The sequence below is a fragment of the Mucilaginibacter phenanthrenivorans genome (assembly GCF_024721155.1).
Taxonomy (GTDB): Bacteria; Bacteroidota; Bacteroidia; order Sphingobacteriales; family Sphingobacteriaceae; genus Mucilaginibacter; species Mucilaginibacter phenanthrenivorans.
Genome location: NZ_JAHVAP010000001.1, coordinates 677,870 through 696,314, shown reverse-complemented (window position 1 = coordinate 696,314; position 18,445 = coordinate 677,870). Strand labels below are relative to the sequence as shown.

Annotated in this window: 12 protein-coding genes; 4 read left to right on the top strand and 8 right to left on the bottom strand. The window is 40.0% G+C overall.

What is annotated here, in order from left to right; genetic code table 11:
- Window positions 1-36: 36 nt before the first annotated feature.
- The 4 genes from KXD93_RS02915 to KXD93_RS02900 form a co-directional block, all read right to left on the bottom strand.
- Window positions 37-1,536, bottom strand: coding sequence for a response regulator (locus tag KXD93_RS02915; RefSeq protein ID WP_258135363.1), 1,500 nt, complete (start codon window positions 1,534-1,536; stop codon window positions 37-39).
- Between the two features lies 1 nt (window position 1,537).
- Window positions 1,538-2,680, bottom strand: coding sequence for an FIST signal transduction protein (locus KXD93_RS02910; RefSeq protein ID WP_258135362.1), 1,143 nt, complete (start codon window positions 2,678-2,680; stop codon window positions 1,538-1,540).
- A gap of 7 nt (window positions 2,681-2,687) precedes the next feature.
- Window positions 2,688-6,164, bottom strand: coding sequence for a PAS domain S-box protein (locus KXD93_RS02905; RefSeq protein ID WP_258135361.1), 3,477 nt, complete (start codon window positions 6,162-6,164; stop codon window positions 2,688-2,690).
- A 186-nt stretch (window positions 6,165-6,350) separates the two neighbouring features.
- Entirely contained in the window at window positions 6,351-7,697 is a 1,347-nt protein-coding gene (locus tag KXD93_RS02900; RefSeq protein ID WP_258135360.1) for a sigma-54-dependent transcriptional regulator, read from the bottom strand.
- A gap of 348 nt (window positions 7,698-8,045) precedes the next feature.
- Between KXD93_RS02900 and KXD93_RS02895 the strand changes: the two genes are divergently transcribed.
- The 3 genes from KXD93_RS02895 to KXD93_RS02885 are packed head-to-tail and all read left to right on the top strand — an operon-like array spanning window position 8,046 to window position 13,379.
- The gene (locus KXD93_RS02895) at window positions 8,046-11,918 is read left to right on the top strand and encodes a PAS domain S-box protein (RefSeq protein WP_258135359.1); all 3,873 of its coding nucleotides are present in this window, start codon (window positions 8,046-8,048) and stop codon (window positions 11,916-11,918) included.
- On the top strand, window positions 11,915-12,337 hold the full coding sequence (locus KXD93_RS02890; RefSeq protein ID WP_258135358.1) for a response regulator: 423 nt from the start codon (window positions 11,915-11,917) through the stop codon (window positions 12,335-12,337). Before KXD93_RS02895 ends, KXD93_RS02890 begins: the two co-directional genes overlap by 4 nt.
- A gap of 4 nt (window positions 12,338-12,341) precedes the next feature.
- A complete protein-coding gene (locus KXD93_RS02885) occupies window positions 12,342-13,379 on the top strand; it encodes a response regulator (protein WP_258135357.1) in 1,038 nt (345 codons plus the stop codon).
- Here KXD93_RS02885 and KXD93_RS02880 read toward each other — a convergent pair.
- Complete coding sequence (locus KXD93_RS02880) at window positions 13,376-13,843, bottom strand: acyltransferase (protein WP_258135356.1); 468 nt, start codon at window positions 13,841-13,843, stop codon at window positions 13,376-13,378. The two genes, KXD93_RS02885 and KXD93_RS02880, sit on opposite strands and share 4 nt — an antisense overlap.
- 98 nt (window positions 13,844-13,941) lie before the next feature.
- Here KXD93_RS02880 and KXD93_RS02875 point away from each other — a divergent pair, with 98 nt between their 5' ends.
- A complete protein-coding gene (locus KXD93_RS02875) occupies window positions 13,942-14,352 on the top strand; it encodes a response regulator transcription factor (RefSeq protein WP_258135355.1) in 411 nt (136 codons plus the stop codon).
- 192 nt (window positions 14,353-14,544) lie between these two features.
- Here KXD93_RS02875 and KXD93_RS02870 read toward each other — a convergent pair whose 3' ends face one another.
- The 3 genes from KXD93_RS02870 to KXD93_RS02860 all read right to left on the bottom strand — a co-directional run bounded on the left by KXD93_RS02870 (window position 14,545) and on the right by KXD93_RS02860 (window position 18,355).
- Window positions 14,545-14,733: a hypothetical protein gene (locus KXD93_RS02870; RefSeq protein ID WP_258135354.1), complete on the bottom strand. Its 189-nt coding sequence runs from the start codon at window positions 14,731-14,733 to the stop codon at window positions 14,545-14,547.
- Between the two features lie 170 nt (window positions 14,734-14,903).
- Window positions 14,904-15,731, bottom strand: a complete 828-nt coding sequence (locus KXD93_RS02865) for an SGNH/GDSL hydrolase family protein (RefSeq protein WP_258135353.1) — start codon at window positions 15,729-15,731, stop codon at window positions 14,904-14,906.
- Between the two features lie 131 nt (window positions 15,732-15,862).
- Window positions 15,863-18,355 (bottom strand): M1 family metallopeptidase, encoded by a 2,493-nt coding sequence (locus tag KXD93_RS02860; RefSeq protein ID WP_258135351.1) that lies wholly within the window; start codon window positions 18,353-18,355, stop codon window positions 15,863-15,865.
- Window positions 18,356-18,445: the final 90 nt, after the last annotated feature.

The following is an 18,445-nucleotide window of genomic DNA, read 5'->3' as shown; positions in this document are numbered from 1 at the left end:
ACTTTAAGATCAATTGCATTTTAAAACAAGATATATTTAATATAAGTGCTTTTTGAGTTTTATGATCAGCTCGTCCGGGTTAAAAGGCTTTACAATGTAATCCTGCATTCCTGCTTCTAATACCCTGTCGCGTACGTTACTGGTGGCCGAAGCTGTTATTGCTACAATTGGAGTTTCCAGGTTAAACTCCCTTATTTTAGTAGTAGCAGTATAGCCATCCATTACGGGCATTTGCAGATCCATCAATACGATGTCGTAGTTTGTATCCTTCATCATTTGTACTGCAATCTCGCCGTTGTCAGCTACCTCTACAGTTGCATTCCAGCCCTCCAGCAATTGGGTTGCATATAAAACATTAAACAAAGTATCCTCCACCAGCAATAAACGTTTATTTTTTAAATCAAAGCCGGCTATATCATTTTCAAGCTGGTTTATTTGCGCAGCGTCAACAGTATTTAACTCCAATGTAAAATGGAACTTTGAGCCTTTTCCTAATTCCGATTCAACTATGATATCGCTGTTAAATAGTCCCAGTATCTTGCGTGTTATGGCCAGGCCCAAACCTGTACCGCCATACTGCCTCGTAATTGATGTTGAGGCCTGCATAAATGGTATAAAAATATTCAGCAGGTTTTCTTTGGCTATCCCTACCCCTGTATCATGAACAGAAAATTGAAGCAAGGCCCTGTCGGTCTTTAACTTCTGCAAATCAACACGTACTGAAATAAACCCGCGATGGGTAAACTTAATAGCGTTCGACACCAGGTTATTTAAAATTTGTCCAAGCCTTAGAGCATCGCCCATAAAATAATCAGGCAATCTTTCATCAAGGATTAATGATACCCTGTTTTCCCGCTCATTGGCACTATTGCTGTTGGCAGAAACAATATCCTTTACCAGTTTTTTAATGCTAAACGGAGATTCCTCCAAATCAAGCTTCCCTGCCTCTATTTTATTAAAATCGAGTATGTCATTAATTAATACCAGTAAATTATCCGAAGAGGTCTTTAAAGTTTCAAGGTTGTCAACCTGGTCAGCCCGCGGGTTATTTTTAAGCAACAGGTGCCCCATACCGATCACCGCATTTAGCGGCGTACGTATCTCGTGGCTTATTATCGAAAGAAATTCTGATTTGGCAAGACTAGCCTTTTCGGCTTCTTCCTTAGCTATCAGTAATTGCAATTCAACTTCCTTGCGCCTGGTTATTTCTTCGTTTAACAGATCGACGATCTCGAGCAGGTCATTATCATTACCATCAAACAGTTCGCCATTATCGGCATTTATATTATTAAAGGTTTCCTTAAGCTTTTTTATGGACAGCCTTCTTAATTCAACTTCTTCCTTAAGTCGCAGGTTAATGTCTCCAAATTCCTCCTGGCTTACCATAAAGGCATGATCAGACAATTCTTTATCCCGGTCGTAAGCTGCATATGAATCACTTACCGCGTCAATAAAGCGGATGAAATGTTTATTCGCAATCAAATCGGGGGTAGCGTACTTTTTAAGTTGTCGGTTTAATAGCTTATGGTTAGGCATGCTAAGTAATTTCTTCGTTAAAGGTAGTAATTGTCATGGTTTGATTGTGCAATTCGCACTTTGCATTTGTTTTTAAAGGAGATATTTCCCCATATGAGTAAAATCCCGACAATAATGTACCCTCTCCAAATATTTCCTTAACTGCTTCAATTTCTTCATCAATTCGTTTACCAAGTATCAGTTTACGGCCCACGCAGCTAATAAGTAATGCCAGCTTAGGTTTAGCCGGAAACTGTATAAGTGCTTTTGATGCTGCATTTGTTGCCGCATCAATTAACTTATCAAAATTGGCCTTCATAAACCTGATGTAGGATCCTTCCGGGATATCACCTGCAAATACCATACTCTGTTCATCATTATCTATTGATAAGATAGTACGTACAACCGCATTTTCAGTACCCTCTGGCCGTACATAAAGTGGAAAAAGCAGCGCAGATCCTGGCAATTCATCGGCATATTTACCAAGGTATTGTTTATAAAGCTCAAGTGCGCTTTTATTATCTATTTCATAAAGCCGGTTTGAAACTGAACGGGTAACCTTTTTTTCGGGACCAAATATTTCCCAACCACCCAACGAAGCGTGACCAATCTTTAAGCTTTTGCCATAAAAGCCGACAGCAACAATATTTCCTTTCTTCGGCTTTTCATTGCAGCCCACAACAGTATAATTAAATTTATCCCCATCTCCTGCCAAGCCGCCGGTAACCGGTATATTACCCTTATTAACCTGTTCAATACCTCTAACCAGCTCGCTGCCGTTTACCAGCCCCCCGTCAGATATTACCATTACATAGCTTAGTTCCGGATCATTTAGCTTATCAAAAAGATTTTTACCCGCTTCAAAACTATTAAGCTCGTCCTTTATATTTAAGCTTACCGTTTTAACTGACGTATCTTCAAACTCTATTATAACAATGGTTACCGTGTCGTCTAAAACAGTGTCATCATAAATTTCTCCGGAAGTTGAACATAATACGATGTTTGCTTCAGGATAGCTATTACGTAGTGTTGAATATATATCCTGCTCCAGTAAAACATCCTTACCGCCAAAGCCTAGTATAAGCAAATTGCCATTCCCGGTAATTTCATCGCCTGCCAGGCAGGTGAATACCCCCCCACAGTATAATTTTTGTGCTACTTTCATATTTGTTTTATCCGGGATATTCCGTTTTTAATTTATTAATTACATTCACAATTGTGATTTTTAGTATCTCGAGCTTTTTGGACAGCATTGAATTTAAAACATTCTCTTGCCCCGAATTTTCAATATCCCGTATCAGTTGTTTTAGCGATACGATGTTTAAATTATCAATACTGGGTTTCATCTGATGGGCAGCCCTGCTTATTTTATCCAAATCATTTACAAGGAATGCGGCTTCCATTTCTTTTATCATTATTGGTGTTTGTTCGCAAAATATGTTCACCATTTTTTGCACAAATACCTCATTCCCCTTGCTTATTGCCTTTAGGGACGATAAATCATACAATTGTTCTTCGCTCATAATCTCAGGTGTTAAATGCGTGGAAGAATGTGGCTGTTTAATCCATTTATCCAGCATATTTAAAAAATCTTCTTCGTTAATTGGTTTAGTTATGTAATCATCCATACCTGCTGCTATGCACTTTTCCCGTTCACCTTTAATCGCCTCGGCTGTAAGCGCTATAATCGGGCTGTTATAACCGCTTTTACGGATTATACGTGTTGCGTCAAAGCCATTGATACCCGGCATTTGTATATCCATTAAAACTACGTCAAAACTGCGGCTTTTTATCAGTTCGATGGCATTGCTGCCGTTTACAGATTCGGTAACCAGCGCGCCGTAATTTTGCAGTATAATTGAGGCCACCAGGCGATTTAATTCATTGTCATCTGTTACCAATATTTTTTTATCCTTTAAAAAATCAGGGCGGAATTGAACATCGGCTTTCTCTGCCAGGTCTTCGCTTCGGCCTTTTTTTAACTTTACGATGAACGTGATCTTAGTACCTTCATTTTTCTTACTTTCCGCATAGATCTCGCCTTCCATCAATTCTACCAGGTCCTTGCAAATACTCATGCCCAGCCCGGTTCCGCCATACCGCCGGCTAACGGATCTTGACTCCTGGCTAAACTTATCAAAAAGATGGGTTAAGTACGACTCATCCATCCCAACCCCGGTATCGGTAACATCAATTTGAATTAACTGCGATGAATAGTTGTCTTTTAGCAGCTTAAATGTTAAATCTATCGAGCCCTTTTCTGTGAATTTTATGGCATTGCCAATCAGGTTGAGCAACACCTGGTTTAAGCGGTAAGGATCACCGATTAAAACGGGCGAAATATTGGGGTCAAAGTATGAGTTATGAAGGATAAGACCTTTTTCCTCTGCTTTGTGTGCCAGTACCTGGATAACCCTGTTGGCCGATCTTTGTGGCTCAAAACCAATATTTTCGATATTCAGCTTGCCTGCCTCAATTTTCGAAAGGTCCAGGATATCATTAATTATCACCAGCAGGTTTTCTGAGGCGGAGTGAATAATATCAAGAAAGAATCGTTGATCAGGGATAAGGTTTGTTTTTGACAGTTGGTTACTCATGCCCATGATGGCATTCATGGGAGTCCGTATTTCATGGCTCATATTTGCCAGGAAAACTTCCTGGGTATGTGCTAAATTTTCGGCATTTTCCCTGGCCTCAATCAGTTCCGCTTCCTGTTTCTTTTGGTCGGTAATATCAAGGTGGATACCGATAGACCCCATCAATTCGCCCTTGTCGTTGTATCGTGGCGCTCCGCTTATGAGCCACCATTTTTCTTCCCCTTTTTTATTTAATAATTTTACCTGGTATGCATCGGCAATCCCAGCCCTGCGCAATTTTTGTTTTTCTTTAAATACGTCCCCTTCATCAGTATTTGCCAGTAATAATACTGTAGCGTTTTTATCAAGCAACTCGTCCAGGGTGTAACCGCTCATTTCACAAAAAGTATTATTGGCAAAAGTTATCCGTTCGTCATTATCAACCTCCACTAACCCCAAATTCATATTGGCTATTATATTGCGGTACTTAGCCTCGTTAATCCTCAGGGTTTCTTCAATGTTTTTTCTTTCCGTAATATCCTGCATAAACCCGGTAAATACTTTTGCGCCACTTTGAGATACATAGGAAAATGATGAATGAACGGCATGCCATTTAGTGCCCATGCCAGGAATTGTTAATTGCGATTCATCATAAAATGGTTCAAGCGTATCCCTGCTATGTTCATTCTTTTTAATGATCCGGTCCCTGTCTTCGGGCTGCACATATTTTAAGTAATCTTTAAAATCGTCAGCCTTTATACCAAATATGCGTTCAATAGCCGGGCTTATATACCTTAACCCTTCGGTTCCGTCGGCCCTGAATTCATATTCGTAAATTACACCGGGGATATTTTCGGAAAGTGATTTAAATTGTTTAACACGTTGCTCAAGCTCAGTTTCTGTCCGTTTTATTTCCGAGATATCGGTATGCGTGCCGGTTATTCTTAAAGGTTTGCCCTTTAAATCATATTCAATTACAGCGCCCCTGTCCAATATCCATTTAATGGAACCATCGGTATTAATTACCCGATATTCCATACTATGCGAATCAATTGCGCCAGCCTGGTAATTTGAATAGGTTGTTTTAAGCGTGCTTAAGTCTTCCCTGTTAACAACGTCCCACCAAAACATGTCGCTTCTACCAATTTTGTGGGTTATATATCCAAGCTCGTTATTTGCTTTTGAAAAAATGGTTTTTCCTGTTTGCAAGTTGTGTTCCCAAACGTTATCGCCAATTTTCTCCAGCGCAAGCCTGAAACGGGCTTCCGATTCTTTAATTAACTCCGATGCATTTTTTTCGGAGGTGATATTTTCTTCAACCGCAAAAAAACCTATCAAGCCGCCATTTGAGTTGTGTATAGGTTGCCCTTGTATCCGTAGCCAATAGGCGTTGCCCGACTTTGAGTAATTTAAAATTTCGGTATTAAAGGGCAAGCCTTCAGTGATCTGATTTTTTAAATAGGCTATAGTTTTGGGATCTGTATCAGGGCCCTGTAGCAAATGCCCTGGTTTTTTATTGATTGACTCGTTGAGTGTGTAGCCTGTTACCTTAGTAAAGCTTTTGTTAACCCAGGTAATTACGCCTTTTTCGTCCGTTAATATTACCGGGTTAAGGTTGTCCTCAGCTATTTTCGATAATACCTCGAGTTTCTCTTCCTTCTGTTTTTCGAGGGTTATGTCTTCAACTATAGCAAAACATTTTAGCTCCTGGGTATCGCCGTTTTTATATAATTTACCTTTTACCCTCCCCCAAAACCACGATCCATCCTTCCGATAGTGTATTAGTTCTTCAGTAAAAGAGGTCTTTTTGCCAATTGACTTTGCGATATCCATTATAACAGAATCATCGGTTAAAGGTCCCTTGCAAAAATCTAGCGGTGATTTACCTATAATTTCACCAGAACCATACCCGGTTAGCCTGCAAAAACTTTCATTTACCCAAAATATTTTCCCATCGGCGCTGTTGAATACCACCCCGTTGTCGTTTGCACTTGCAACCAGCGAGAGTTGTAATAAATCCTGGCTTGCTCCATCCAGGGTACAATCATCAACCAAAAAAATTTGTGGATCCATGTTTTAGCTATAATTAAAAACAAAAACCATCCCGTATTAAGGCAATAGTTCATGATATTTTATTATGTAGCTAAAAATTGTACCAATTAGACTTGTGATAATAAGTGTCTTATTATCAAATAGATACAATCAATTGTTTTAATTCGACTTCCATATTTTGGAAAAAAATCCAAATTGGAGATGCTATCAATTTAGTTCGCCGCTCTGCATCATTTTATAAATGGTGCTTTTGCCAATATCAAGCGCTTTGGCTGTTGCGATTACGTCATTGTTATGCTTTTGAAGATAAATCTTAATTATTTCGCAGTTTTGCTCTCGCAAAGTTTTGCCCTCCATCACAAATACATCGCCTTTGCGGGTAGAGTTAAAGGTTATATCGTCCCCTCTAATTTCGTTATTGTCGCACATCACGGCAGCTAAGTCAATAATAGCCTTTAACTCCCTTATATTTCCCGGAAACGGGTAGTGTAATAATTTATTCTTTGCATCCTGCAATATGGTGATCGCTCCCATTTTGTTTTGCTTTGCAAAATCATCGGCGAAATGTTTGGCCAATATCAGTATGTCATTCCCGCGGTCACGCAAGGGTGGCAGGTCAATGGGTAAACCAATTATCCGGTAGTAAAGGTCCTCCCTGAAATTTCCTTTTTTAACTTCTTCTGCAAGGTTTTTATGTGTAGCCACAATTACGCGGATGTCCAGGTTTATCTTGTCGTTTCCACCAACCCTTACTACTTCACGCTCCTGCAGCACCCGCAATATTTTGCTTTGAACTGCCAAATCAAGTTCAGCAATTTCATCTAAAAATATAGTGCCGCCGTTTGCTTCTTCAAACTTGCCAATTTTACGCGCTACAGCGCCTGTGAAAGCTCCTTTTTCGTACCCAAACAATTCGCTCTCAATTAATTCGCGAGGTATGGCGGCCATATTTACAGGCACAAAAGCTTTCTTTTTACGATCACTATTGTAATGGATGCCCTTAGCAACAACTTCCTTCCCTGTACCCGTTTCACCGGTAATTGACACATTTATATTTGTTTTGGATGCTTTTTCCATCATCACAAAAATCTTCTTTAATGCATCACTTTGCCCGATAATGGTTTTCTCGAATGAGAATTTTTGCCCAAGTTCCTCCCGCAGCGTTTCAACCTCTTTTTTTAGTGACTGGGTTTCCCTGATCCTTATAATACTGTTCCATAATAAATCTTTGGTCGAATCATCTTTTACCAGGTAATCGCTCACTCCCATTTTTAACAGGTTAACCGCCACGACAATATTTTCCTGCGAACTGATCATGATAACCGGAACCTGCGAGTTTATTTCCCTTATTTTTTGATAAAGCTTATCGCCAAGCATATCGGGCAGCGAGAAGTCAAGTGTTATCAAATCAGGCTGCAGGTATAATTTATCCAGTAGCTCCTTTCCGGTTTCAAAAAGGGTTACTTTATAGTCTGGGTTTAAGCTAATATGGTACTGGAGTATTTCTCCATACCATTTATCGTCTTCAACAATAAAAATATTATAAGCGCTCATATTATCGGACAGGTTTTAAGGGTGGGTTCATAAATTTTTGATACGCAAATCAAAAATAAAAGTTAGTAATATAAGTTTATTTAAATTTAACAAATCGCATATTTAATATTAAAATTACATAATGTCCTGAAAAATAGTTAATTGCAAATAGTTAACTATAGATTAAAAACATTTACACCCTCAAAAATACCGTTAAAACACGGGTTGTAGATATTAATTATTATTGTAACATTTATCTATTCATTCTGCCCGTTAAACCCTGTAGATGTAAGAATAGCTTTTTTTGAATTATAACAAAAGCTATTGAATAACTATCCAGGTATTTTTTACTGTTGCTGAATTAACAATATGTCAATAAAACCTAATCCTGAAACTACAAAAAAGGCTCCCGATAAAATACCTGACAAGCGGCATATAGCCGATGAAAAGCTATGCAGGGCAATGGTTAACAGCATTATAGATTATGCAGTAATTTTAACCGACCCGCAAGGCTTAATTATCAGCCTGAATAAAGGTGCGGAACTTATCCTGCAGTATAAAGAGAGCGAAGTAATAGGTAAATCGATAGCTATTTTTTATCCGGGCGAAACGTTATCAACAGATGGTCCCACACCAAATTTGCAGGAGGCCCTTATAAACAACAATTACCAGGTAAAAGGCTGGCGGTTAAAAAAGAATGGCGACAAATTCCTGGCAAATATTCACTATACTGCTTTATATGATGAAAGTCGTGAATTATTAGGGTATACTAAAATAATATACGAGATAAAGGAAGATGACATTGCGGAAAAGTCGGCTAAAATAAAGCATAACCCTACAGAAAGTAACATTAGCTTCCGCAAGCTTATTGAACATAGTTATAGCGGGATATCCCTTCTTGATAAAGACTTTAAAATTATTTACCGGAGCCCCTCAGCTGAAAGAATTAGAGGTTGGAGCACAGTCGACTTGAAAAAGCGCGGCATGAGTGAATTAACTCATCCTGATGACAAAGAAAGGGTACGCCTGGTGATGAACGATATATTAAAGTCGCCGGGTGAACCTAAGTCCTGCACATTTCGGTCAAGTAACTCCTACGGGGATTATATATGGCTGGATTGTGTGTTTACCAATTTTTTAAATGAGCCCAATGTTAATGCCATTGTATGCAATTTTATTGATGTTACCGCCAAAAAAAATGCGGATAATTTACTTCATCAAACTGTACAAGAGCTTTCGGCTTATAAATATGCATTGGATGAGTCGGCCATAGTTGCAATTACCGACCAAAAAGGCATCATACACCACGTTAATGATAATTTTTGCAAGATCTCGAAATACAGCAAAGAAGAGCTTATTGGGAAAGATCACCGTATTATTAATTCTTCGTACCATGACAAAGCCTTTATTAAAACCCTGTGGACTACCATCGCCGCAGGAAAAATATGGAAGGGTGAGCTTAAAAATAAAGCTAAAGATGGCAGTTTTTATTGGGTTGACACAACGATAGTTCCTTTCATTAACGAAAAAGGCAAGCCGTACCAGTATATAGCAATCCGCTCCGATATCACAGAACGAAAACTTGCCGAGCAAGAGATCAAGAAAAAAACCGGGCAAATTGAAAACCTGCTCGAAAACATTTCGGACGGCTTTATAGCGCTCGATGAAAAGATGTGTTACACCTATGCTAATAAGCAAATTGGCGATTTTTTAGGCATCCCGCCCGAATCTTTAATTGGAAGATATATTTGGGATGTTTTCCCGGATGCAATTGGTTCCGAAACCTATAATGCCCTACAAAAGGCTTATGCCGAAAAGACATATGTTACCAACGAAGATTATTATGCACCGTTAACCTTGTGGCAGGAAAACAGAATTTATCCAACCGAAGGTGGTGTTTCGATGTTTGTAAGAGACATAACCGGGCGAAAACAGGAAGAACAGCAAAAGGCTTTGCTTGCCGAAATAAATATCATATTTAATGAACCTATTGCATTGAATGATATTCTTTTAAAGGTGCTGAATCGATTAGCTGATTTCGGTGATTTCAGCATGGCCGAGGCATGGCTGGTTTCGCCAGACAAAAGAAAGGTTAACCTGGTTGTTAAATATCCTGCCACGGCAGCTATGCAAAACTTTTATAACGAAAGCGCTGCAATAAGGAGCCTGAGAAAAGGCGAAGGAATACCGGGCTTGGCATGGGAAACAGGCAAAATTCAATTTGTACAAAATGTTGCCGGGGACGAAACCTTTTTGAGAAAAAAAGCCGCAATAAAAGCAGGGCTAATAAGCGTTTATGGGATACCTGTGCGATTTAAAGATGAAGTAATTGGCGTTTTAATATTAGGATTAAACAGGGAAGAAAAGCAGGAAAACGATTACGCGGTATTATTTGAAAACTTCAACAATCATTTTGGAACTGAAATAAAAAGGAAACAACTTGAAGAGGAGTTGAACCAACTATTCAACTCAGCGCCTGACGTTATATGTACCGCTAGTGTTGACGGATATTGGAAAAAAGTTAACCCGGCAATGATAAAATTGCTTGATTACACTGAGCTTGAGTTATTAAACCGGCCATTGATGGAATTCATTCATCCCGATGACAGGCCTGATTCAATAAACCAGTTCCAGGAAATTACTGATGGCGAAGCGGTGATTTATTTTGAAAACCGGTATATAACAAGGTCCGGCAAAATAAAGTGGCTGGCCTGGACCACTTCAGCAGCTTCGCCAGAGGGCTTGATTTACTGCGTTGCTAAAGACATTACAGACAAGAAAGAGCTTGAGGACTTACTAAAAAAGGCAACCAGCCTGGCGCGAATTGGCGGTTGGGAAATCGACCTGGTAAAAGGAACAATATATTGGTCTGAGATTACAAAGGAAATACACGAGGTTGATGCCGACTTTAAACCCGATTTGGAAAGCGGGTTAAGCTTTTATAAGGGAGGCGACACCAGGAGTTATATAACAAAAAAGGTTAAGGATGCTATAGAGAAGGGAATGTCGTGGGATGTAGAGTTGCAAATTGTTACAGCCAAAGGGAACGAAAAGTGGATAAGGTCTATAGGAGAGGCTGAAATGCAAGGCAATAAATGTATAAGGGTATATGGTAGTTTCCAGGATATTGATGCACGTAAAAAAGCTGAGATCTCAGTTACGGAGATTTTGGAGGACCGAAACACAATATTAGAGAGCATTGGCGATGCTTTTTTTGCGGTAGATAAAAACTGGATAGTTACCTATTGGAACAATATGGCCGAAAAGGTATTAGGAAAGCAAAAACAAGAGATGCTTAACCACAACTTGTGGGACATATTTAGTGACGCCGTAGGTTCTGAATCATATAAAAACTATCACCAGGCAATTGAAAGCGAAACGGCAATTCATTTTGAGGATTACTATCCGCCGCTAAATAAATGGTACGAGGTAAGCGCATATCCATCGGGAACTGGGCTGGCTGTTTATTTTAAGGATATTACTGAAAGAAAAGTTTCTGACAGCCGCCTTAAGGAACTGAATGAAAACCTGCAACTGCAAACAAAGGAGCTGGCAACGTCAAATGCTGAGTTGGAACAATTCGCTTATGTAGCATCGCATGATTTACAGGAACCGTTAAGAATGGTAACCAGTTTTTTAACCCAGATAGAGCGAAAATATGGCGATATGCTGGATGAAAAAGGCAAACAGTATATAAACTTTGCAGTGGATGGCGCTAAACGGATGCGCCAGATAATACTCGATCTGCTTGAATTTTCGAAGGTTGGCACCCTTGAAGATAGCCTTGAAGATATAAAACCCGACAAGCTTGTAAGCGAAATTACAGCCCTTTACCGCAAACAAATTGAAGATAAAAAAGCAATCATTTTATTTGACGATTTGCCGGTAATTCATTCATACAAAACCCCGCTAAGGCAAATATTTACAAACCTGATCAGCAACAGTTTAAAATACTCCAGGACCGGTATCGTGCCCGAAATTAAGATTGAATGCAAAGAAACAGCAAGCCACTGGCGATTTTCAGTAAGCGATAACGGGATAGGCGTTGAACCGGCATACTTTGATAAGATCTTTATAATTTTTCAGAGATTGCATAACAAGGAGGAATACCCGGGCACAGGGATGGGATTGGCTATAGCTAAAAAGATAGTAGAGAATTTAGGAGGCAGAATATGGGTAGAATCCACTTTGGGTGAGCGAAGCACTTTCTATTTTACCATTTTAAAAAATGAGGACTTATGAAATCAATAAACATTTTGCTGGTGGAGGATAACGAAGGCGATATTTTGCTCACTACAGAGGCCCTTGAAGAATGTAAAATAATTAATGAGATTACCATTATCAGGGACGGCCAGGCAGCTATTGATTTCTTTGAAAAGCTAGAGGACACTAACAATATCCCGGATATAGTTTTACTGGATATTAACCTGCCGAAAATGAGCGGGCAGGAAGTGTTGATTTATTTAAAAAATCATGTTAAATATAAACAGGTACCGGTAATAATGTTAACTACTTCATCATCAGAAAAGGACATAATGGCTTCTTATAAAAACCATGTAAACTGCTATATAACTAAGCCCGTTGATGTTACTGACTTCATTAAAGCTATAGCAAAGATCGAAGATTTTTGGATCAACATAGTTTCAATCCCTAAAAAATAAGACAATGGCCACCGATAAACGGGAATATAAAGTTTTGGTAATTGAGGACAACCCAGGCGATTTTGCCCTCGTTGAAGATTTTTTATTTGAACACATTGCATCCCCTATAGTCTCAAATGTTACAACTTACAGATCTGCACTTGAATCTTTAGCAGGCAATAAATTTGATATCATCCTGCTGGATCTCTCCCTGCCTGACAGAACCGGTGAATTACTGATAGAAGGTATTATTGAAAGATGTGCAAATACCCCGGTAATTGTTTTAACCGGATACACCGATTTCTCATTCGGTGTGAAGTCTCTTTCCCTGGGTGTTTCAGATTATATGCTAAAAGACGACTTAACTTCCACATCGTTATATAAAAGTGTTATATACAGTATTGAACGCAAGAAAAACATATCCGAGCTCAGTTTATCCGAAATGCGTTACAGCAATTTATTTAACCTCAGCCCGCTGCCCATGTGGGTAGTTGATTTAAATACATTGCAGTTTCTTGATGTGAATAATGCTACTGCAAATCATTACGGATTTAGCCGCGACGAGTTTTTGCAGATGACACTTAATGATATCCGCCCGGTTGATGAAATCGCAAACCTTGAAAAGGCGCTTGCGGAAGACAGGTTAAATCCTGAACGGCGTTCGCAGTGGTTAATGGTTCATAAAAAGAAAAACGGAGAAATTATTAATGTTGAACTTCAAATAGCGCCTATTCAATATAAAGGACGTAGTGCTAATCTTGTTATAGCTAACGATGTAACAGAAAGATACAGTTATGTTAAGGCGATTGAAAAACAGAATGAAAAGTTGAAGGAAATTTCGTGGATCCAATCGCATGTTGTACGGGCCCCCCTTTCGAGAATTATGGGCCTTGTGCCCTTAATTAGCGGGGCAAATGAATGCGACGAGGAAAGAGAAAAAATGCTTGAATACATTTTAATTTCAGCAAATGAGCTGGATGAGGTAGTTAAAAGTATCACTGATAAATCAAGAGTGGAAGATTTTCAGAATTTGTTAAATCAAATAGAAAAGGAAAAGGTTTAGACTTTTACTTTTACCCATTCTTTTTTTTCAAAATCATATTGTTTGATAACTTTTGCTGGATTGCCTGCGGCTATGCTGTAAGTAGGAATATTTTTAGTTACCACCGAGCCACCTGCCACAACGCTGTGCTTGCCAATAGTTACCCCGGCTGTAATAACGGCGTTGGCCCCAATCCAAACTTCGTCTTCTATTACTATTGCGGCGGTTGTTACTTTTTGAAGCCGGATGGGTACAGTTACATCCGCATAGGTATGGTTTAAGCCACTTACAACTATGTTTTGAGCTAAAATTACCTGGTTACCCATGGTTACCGGGCCAATTAGCACGCTGCCAATGCCAATCCGTGAGTCATCACCAATAACAACGTCGCCAACACCATTGTTTACGGTGCAATAATCTTCAAATGTGAAATATAGGCTTTTTGATAATTGGATTTCATTCCAAATCATGGAAAGTTTATCCATGTAACTTTACTCATATTCAATTAGTTATGAATTGGCATGTTTATAGGGCCCCGATCTAAGTTAATCGTAAACATTAATAAAACTTAAAAATCAAGCTTATGAATTTTTCAAATCAAAATAATATTAAAATACTTGTGGTTGAGGATGACTTGTATATGCAAGCGATTTTACAGGAATTTTTACAAACAACTTATGAAGTTGCAATTTATCCAAATGGCTTTGATGCCCTGGCCTGCCTGCAAAGAGGGAATCTCCCGGATTTAATTATAGCCGATTTAAATACCCCGCAGTTTAGCGGGGTTGAGCTTATTGAACAAATAAAGATCAGTGATTTTTTCAATTCAATAGCAATCATAGTCCTGTCGGGCGAGGAAAGTACCGCAAAAAGGATAGCGTGTTTAAATGCGGGGGCAGATGATTTTATAGTAAAACCTTTTAACCCCGCCGAACTTGAAGCGAGGATAAAGGTTATTTTGAGGCGGATGGGCAAATTAGCTGTATGTATATAAGTACTGAGTACACTCTACGATCGGCCACGCCAATTATTGCTATTGTTGGGTTTGAAGATGATCAGCTGGCAATAATTGCAGCATGTAACTTTAAGTACAGGTTTATAGTACCTTTTATTAACGATATAAAAATGGCGTCGGCATAGCAAGCAGACAACCTTAATATCGTTGCCATTATCTCCTTTAGTGAAATTATGACACCAACAGGGCTTCCACTAATTGAGGCACCTGCGATAGCGCATGTTTGCTGCCGTTTTGATTTACCTTTTCTGCATAAATTTCTTTATCCAGGTTCTCTTTTGTTTCGGCCACATACCTGGTTTGCTCGTAATAATTTATAACCCGGTTTTTCTGGCCCAATAATGTAACTTTTTGTTTCATGGTGCTTTTATTAAGTTTATTGGATAAACTCAATACAAGTACCATTAAGCAACTTATTGATAATAAGATATTTAAATTATGTTACATTTCCATTTTTAGGAATATTTCCAAAAAAGTCAGGAATTTTGGTTTACCGGCTTTTATAATCTACTAGTATCAACGCTTGGCGATTAATACTTTCGCATAATTTTAACCAGCATTTGCGCTATCCGCTCGTGTCCCTTATCTGAAGGGTGCAGGCCGTCATACGTCATGTTCATCGCATTTACCGGGTATGGATAATCGTCGGTAGCGGGATGATATGGTATTGTGATAAAATCCGGATAGGTGTAATTTTTATATTGCCCGGTTTGAGGATCGCGAAGCCTGCGGTAATTAACCGCATTTTTTAACGTTACACCGCTTTTATAATAGAGATCAACCAGCTTAAAATCCTCGGTTTCAGCAATTGTTTTGATCGCATCTGCATATTGTGACAAAAACACACCATTCTTAGCCGTATAATCTCCGGGAATGAAAACCGATGGATTATTCAGATCTACATAATCGGTTCGCTGCAATGGGGTCATCAGGATAATTACCGCCTTGCTATTCAGGCTGAGGATCTTGTTGACGATAGTACGATAAGACCCATACACCGTTTGGTTGCCGGTATTATTTTGATAATCGCTAAGGGTGCCGATCGGGAGGCCGGTCCACCAATCATTTGTCCCGAGAAACACTGAATAAAAATCAGCCTTTTCCAGGCCTAAATTCTCAATATTATCGGCAATGGCTTTTGCCGTCCAGCCGGAATGTCCCTGATTTACAAAATGGATATTTGGTAATTTTTTAACCACCTCATTCATGTATCCCGTGCTGATCCGGTTTTTAGTAAGTTCAGGCCGTCCGTTCAGGTAAGTTATAGAATCACCAATGGCAGTCCATGTCAGCTCTTTAGGAGTATTAAAGGAGGTAAACACGGTTAAAACAAGCAGTAAGGCGATTGTTTTTTTCATATTAATTTAGATTGGGCCTATATTGGTAACCGTAAATTTAAGGATGTTCCGCATTTTTCAACAGGAGCTTACCAAATAAAACCAGGAAGGCGGATAGTATTGACACTATCCGCCTTCCCTGCTTATTACTTTTATGATTTTTCCTTATTGATTTGATCGATAGCCGCTGCCGCTGCCCCGGCAGATTCACTGTCATTAAGCTTCTTCCTGGCATCTTCTATTTGCTGTAACGCAGCTATAAGCTTCGGCGCAATATTGAACCTTTTGAAACTGATGGCCAAATCCTTAATCGAGGTTATCCCCTGTAACACATATGTTTTGTTATCCAGACGGCAGATCATTTGCGTAAGCGGCCCCTGTGTCAAATTAAACTTCTGCTGAACGGAACTTTTGCCATAGGCATCAATCACGTATAGCCATTCCTTATCAGAGCCGCTGGTAGCATAAACAGTAACAATGGCTTGTCCTAACTGGCCCTTGCCATCAGTCTCCACGCTTTTGGCGCTTTTAAACGCAGCATCCGGGTCTACACTATTTAAAGCAATAAGCGCAGCACCTTTAACGGTGTATGACGGGCTTGCAAGTGAAGCCTTATAGATCTCCACATACTCTTTCGATTTTGTTTTACCTAATACGCCGATTACTGCGGCCCTTACCGGGTAATTTGCATCATGACTCGCCAAATCGGCAAGGATAGGCAAAGCCGCTTTGGCTACCGTTGCGCTATCCATTTTAAGCGACCTGATCGCTTTGATGCGCAGGCCATGGTATTTGTCCTTTAACGCTGATAAAACAATGCTTAGGCCTTGTTCTGATGTTTCCTGTGCAATTGCTGCATTTATAGCTTCCAGCCTGTCAAGGTAAAGCGGGGCATGCTGGTATTGGTAAGCAAACTCCGCAAGTGTTTTATGATCGGTTTTTTTGGTGATCAGGATCTTGTCGGCATCAACATTAACCAGATCAGGTTTTGCAGGCAGATCAAAAGTAAGCGTGTCGTCTTTCTGTGAAAGCCAAACTTGTTTCCTTATTGTTTTTCCACCGGCATAAAGATCGACAGCGATAGGCACATGGAAAGTCTGGCCATCCTGTTTTTGGCTGATGAATACTTTTTCCTTATGGTCTGCATCGCTCCATTGGTAAGTGATATCCAGCACCGGGTGACCTGCACCATAGTACCATTGATTAAAGAACCAGTTTAGATCCTTACCCGAGATCTCTTCTTCAGCAAGCCTCAAATCCTGCACTTCGCCATTTTTAAAAGCATGGGTTTTCAGGTAAAGGCCTAATCCTTTAAAAAAGGCGTCGTCGCCAAGGTAATTCCGAAGCATGGTTAAAACCAGGCCACCTTTGTCATAGATATTCGAGCCGTTAACGCCTTCCTCGTCAGTATACACAAAGGGTGTAAGCGCTTGTTGATAGGCGGTTTTGTTATTGAGATAGGCCTGCAGTTCGTCATAACGTTTTGCGTCGCCGTCATCTTTGCCGTACGTTTTCTCATTCCAGTATTTTTCACCAAACACCGCGAACGATTCGTTCAGCGTTTCATTACTCCAGCTCTCACAAGTCACCAAATCGCCAAACCATTGATGAAATAGTTCGTGCGCTATTGTTGTTCCTCCCGATCCATTCGGGTCGTCGATCAGATCCCAGGGCGAATTCTGCACATATGCGCCATGCAGGGTGGCCGAACTGTTTTCCATCGCGCCAAGCGGGTAATCGCGCACTACTATTTGTGCATATTTCTCCCATGCAAAATCAACACCCAGCGCCTTCGAGAACAACTCCATCATCGCCGGGGTTTGCCCGAAGATCTGTTTGGCATAAGGGAAATAAGCGGGCTCCAGGTAATAGTTAACCTCTTTATTTCGCCATTTATCCTTATAGATCTTAAAGTCGCCCACTGCCATCATAAACAGGTAAGGGCAATGCGGCAGCGACTGTTTCCAGGTATCGGTACGCGTGCCATCGGTATTGGGTTTCTGGCTGATGAGCAAACCGTTTGACAGTGTGGTATATTTTGCAGGCACCGTCATGCTCACCTGCTCGGTTGTTTTTTGATCGGGCTTGTCGATAGTGGGGAACCAACAGGAGGAACTTTCCGCCTCTCCCTGCGTCCAGATCTGGGTTGGTTTGTCAAGCTCCGTACCTAAAGGGTTTACAAAATACAACCCCTTGCCGTCGTACTTAAAGCCCGGCTTGCTGTGTACGTCATTCGGTTTGGCAACATAGTCGATATAAAGCACGTAGCGTTCATTGTTCTTGTAAGTCCTGTCCAGCTGAATGGCTACGGTGAGGCTGTCCTGGTATTCGTATTTAAGTGGCGTTACCTTCCCATTTTCCATAATTCCGATGGTTTTGATGTCCATCCACTTGGCATCAAGCCTTACCGAATCCGTAGGATAAAAATGCGGTTTCAGGGTTACCCATTCCTTACCTATCAAATGTGAATGCTGATAGTCGAACTTTACGTCAAGTTTTGTATCTACCAGGTCATTGATCTTGGGAGCGGTTGCGTGGTAATACGGAACATTTGCAGGATGAAGATTTAGCTGAGCTTCTGCGGATTGAGAAATAGCGCAGGTAATTGACAGGCTGCCAAGCAGCGTCGTGTATAGTTTTTTCATTAAATCAGTTAATGTTGACAAAGTGCAAAGCTAAACACCTGTAATGAAGTTTGGTGTAATTTTTACAATACAAAGCGCCTGTTTATTTTC

What these genes read in the sequence shown, in the direction of transcription:
- KXD93_RS02915 (WP_258135363.1), bottom strand. Translation starts at nt 1,536, where the DNA reads ATGCCTAACCATAAGCTATTAAACCGACAACTTAAAAAGTACGCTACC.
- KXD93_RS02910 (WP_258135362.1), bottom strand. Translation starts at nt 2,680, where the DNA reads ATGAAAGTAGCACAAAAATTATACTGTGGGGGGGTATTCACCTGCCTG.
- KXD93_RS02905 (WP_258135361.1), bottom strand. Translation starts at nt 6,164, where the DNA reads ATGGATCCACAAATTTTTTTGGTTGATGATTGTACCCTGGATGGAGCA.
- KXD93_RS02900 (WP_258135360.1), bottom strand. Translation starts at nt 7,697, where the DNA reads ATGAGCGCTTATAATATTTTTATTGTTGAAGACGATAAATGGTATGGA.
- KXD93_RS02895 (WP_258135359.1), top strand. Translation starts at nt 8,046, where the DNA reads ATGTCAATAAAACCTAATCCTGAAACTACAAAAAAGGCTCCCGATAAA.
- KXD93_RS02890 (WP_258135358.1), top strand. Translation starts at nt 11,915, where the DNA reads ATGAAATCAATAAACATTTTGCTGGTGGAGGATAACGAAGGCGATATT.
- KXD93_RS02885 (WP_258135357.1), top strand. Translation starts at nt 12,342, where the DNA reads ATGGCCACCGATAAACGGGAATATAAAGTTTTGGTAATTGAGGACAAC.
- KXD93_RS02880 (WP_258135356.1), bottom strand. Translation starts at nt 13,843, where the DNA reads ATGGATAAACTTTCCATGATTTGGAATGAAATCCAATTATCAAAAAGC.
- KXD93_RS02875 (WP_258135355.1), top strand. Translation starts at nt 13,942, where the DNA reads ATGAATTTTTCAAATCAAAATAATATTAAAATACTTGTGGTTGAGGAT.
- KXD93_RS02870 (WP_258135354.1), bottom strand. Translation starts at nt 14,733, where the DNA reads ATGAAACAAAAAGTTACATTATTGGGCCAGAAAAACCGGGTTATAAAT.
- KXD93_RS02865 (WP_258135353.1), bottom strand. Translation starts at nt 15,731, where the DNA reads ATGAAAAAAACAATCGCCTTACTGCTTGTTTTAACCGTGTTTACCTCC.
- KXD93_RS02860 (WP_258135351.1), bottom strand. Translation starts at nt 18,355, where the DNA reads ATGAAAAAACTATACACGACGCTGCTTGGCAGCCTGTCAATTACCTGC.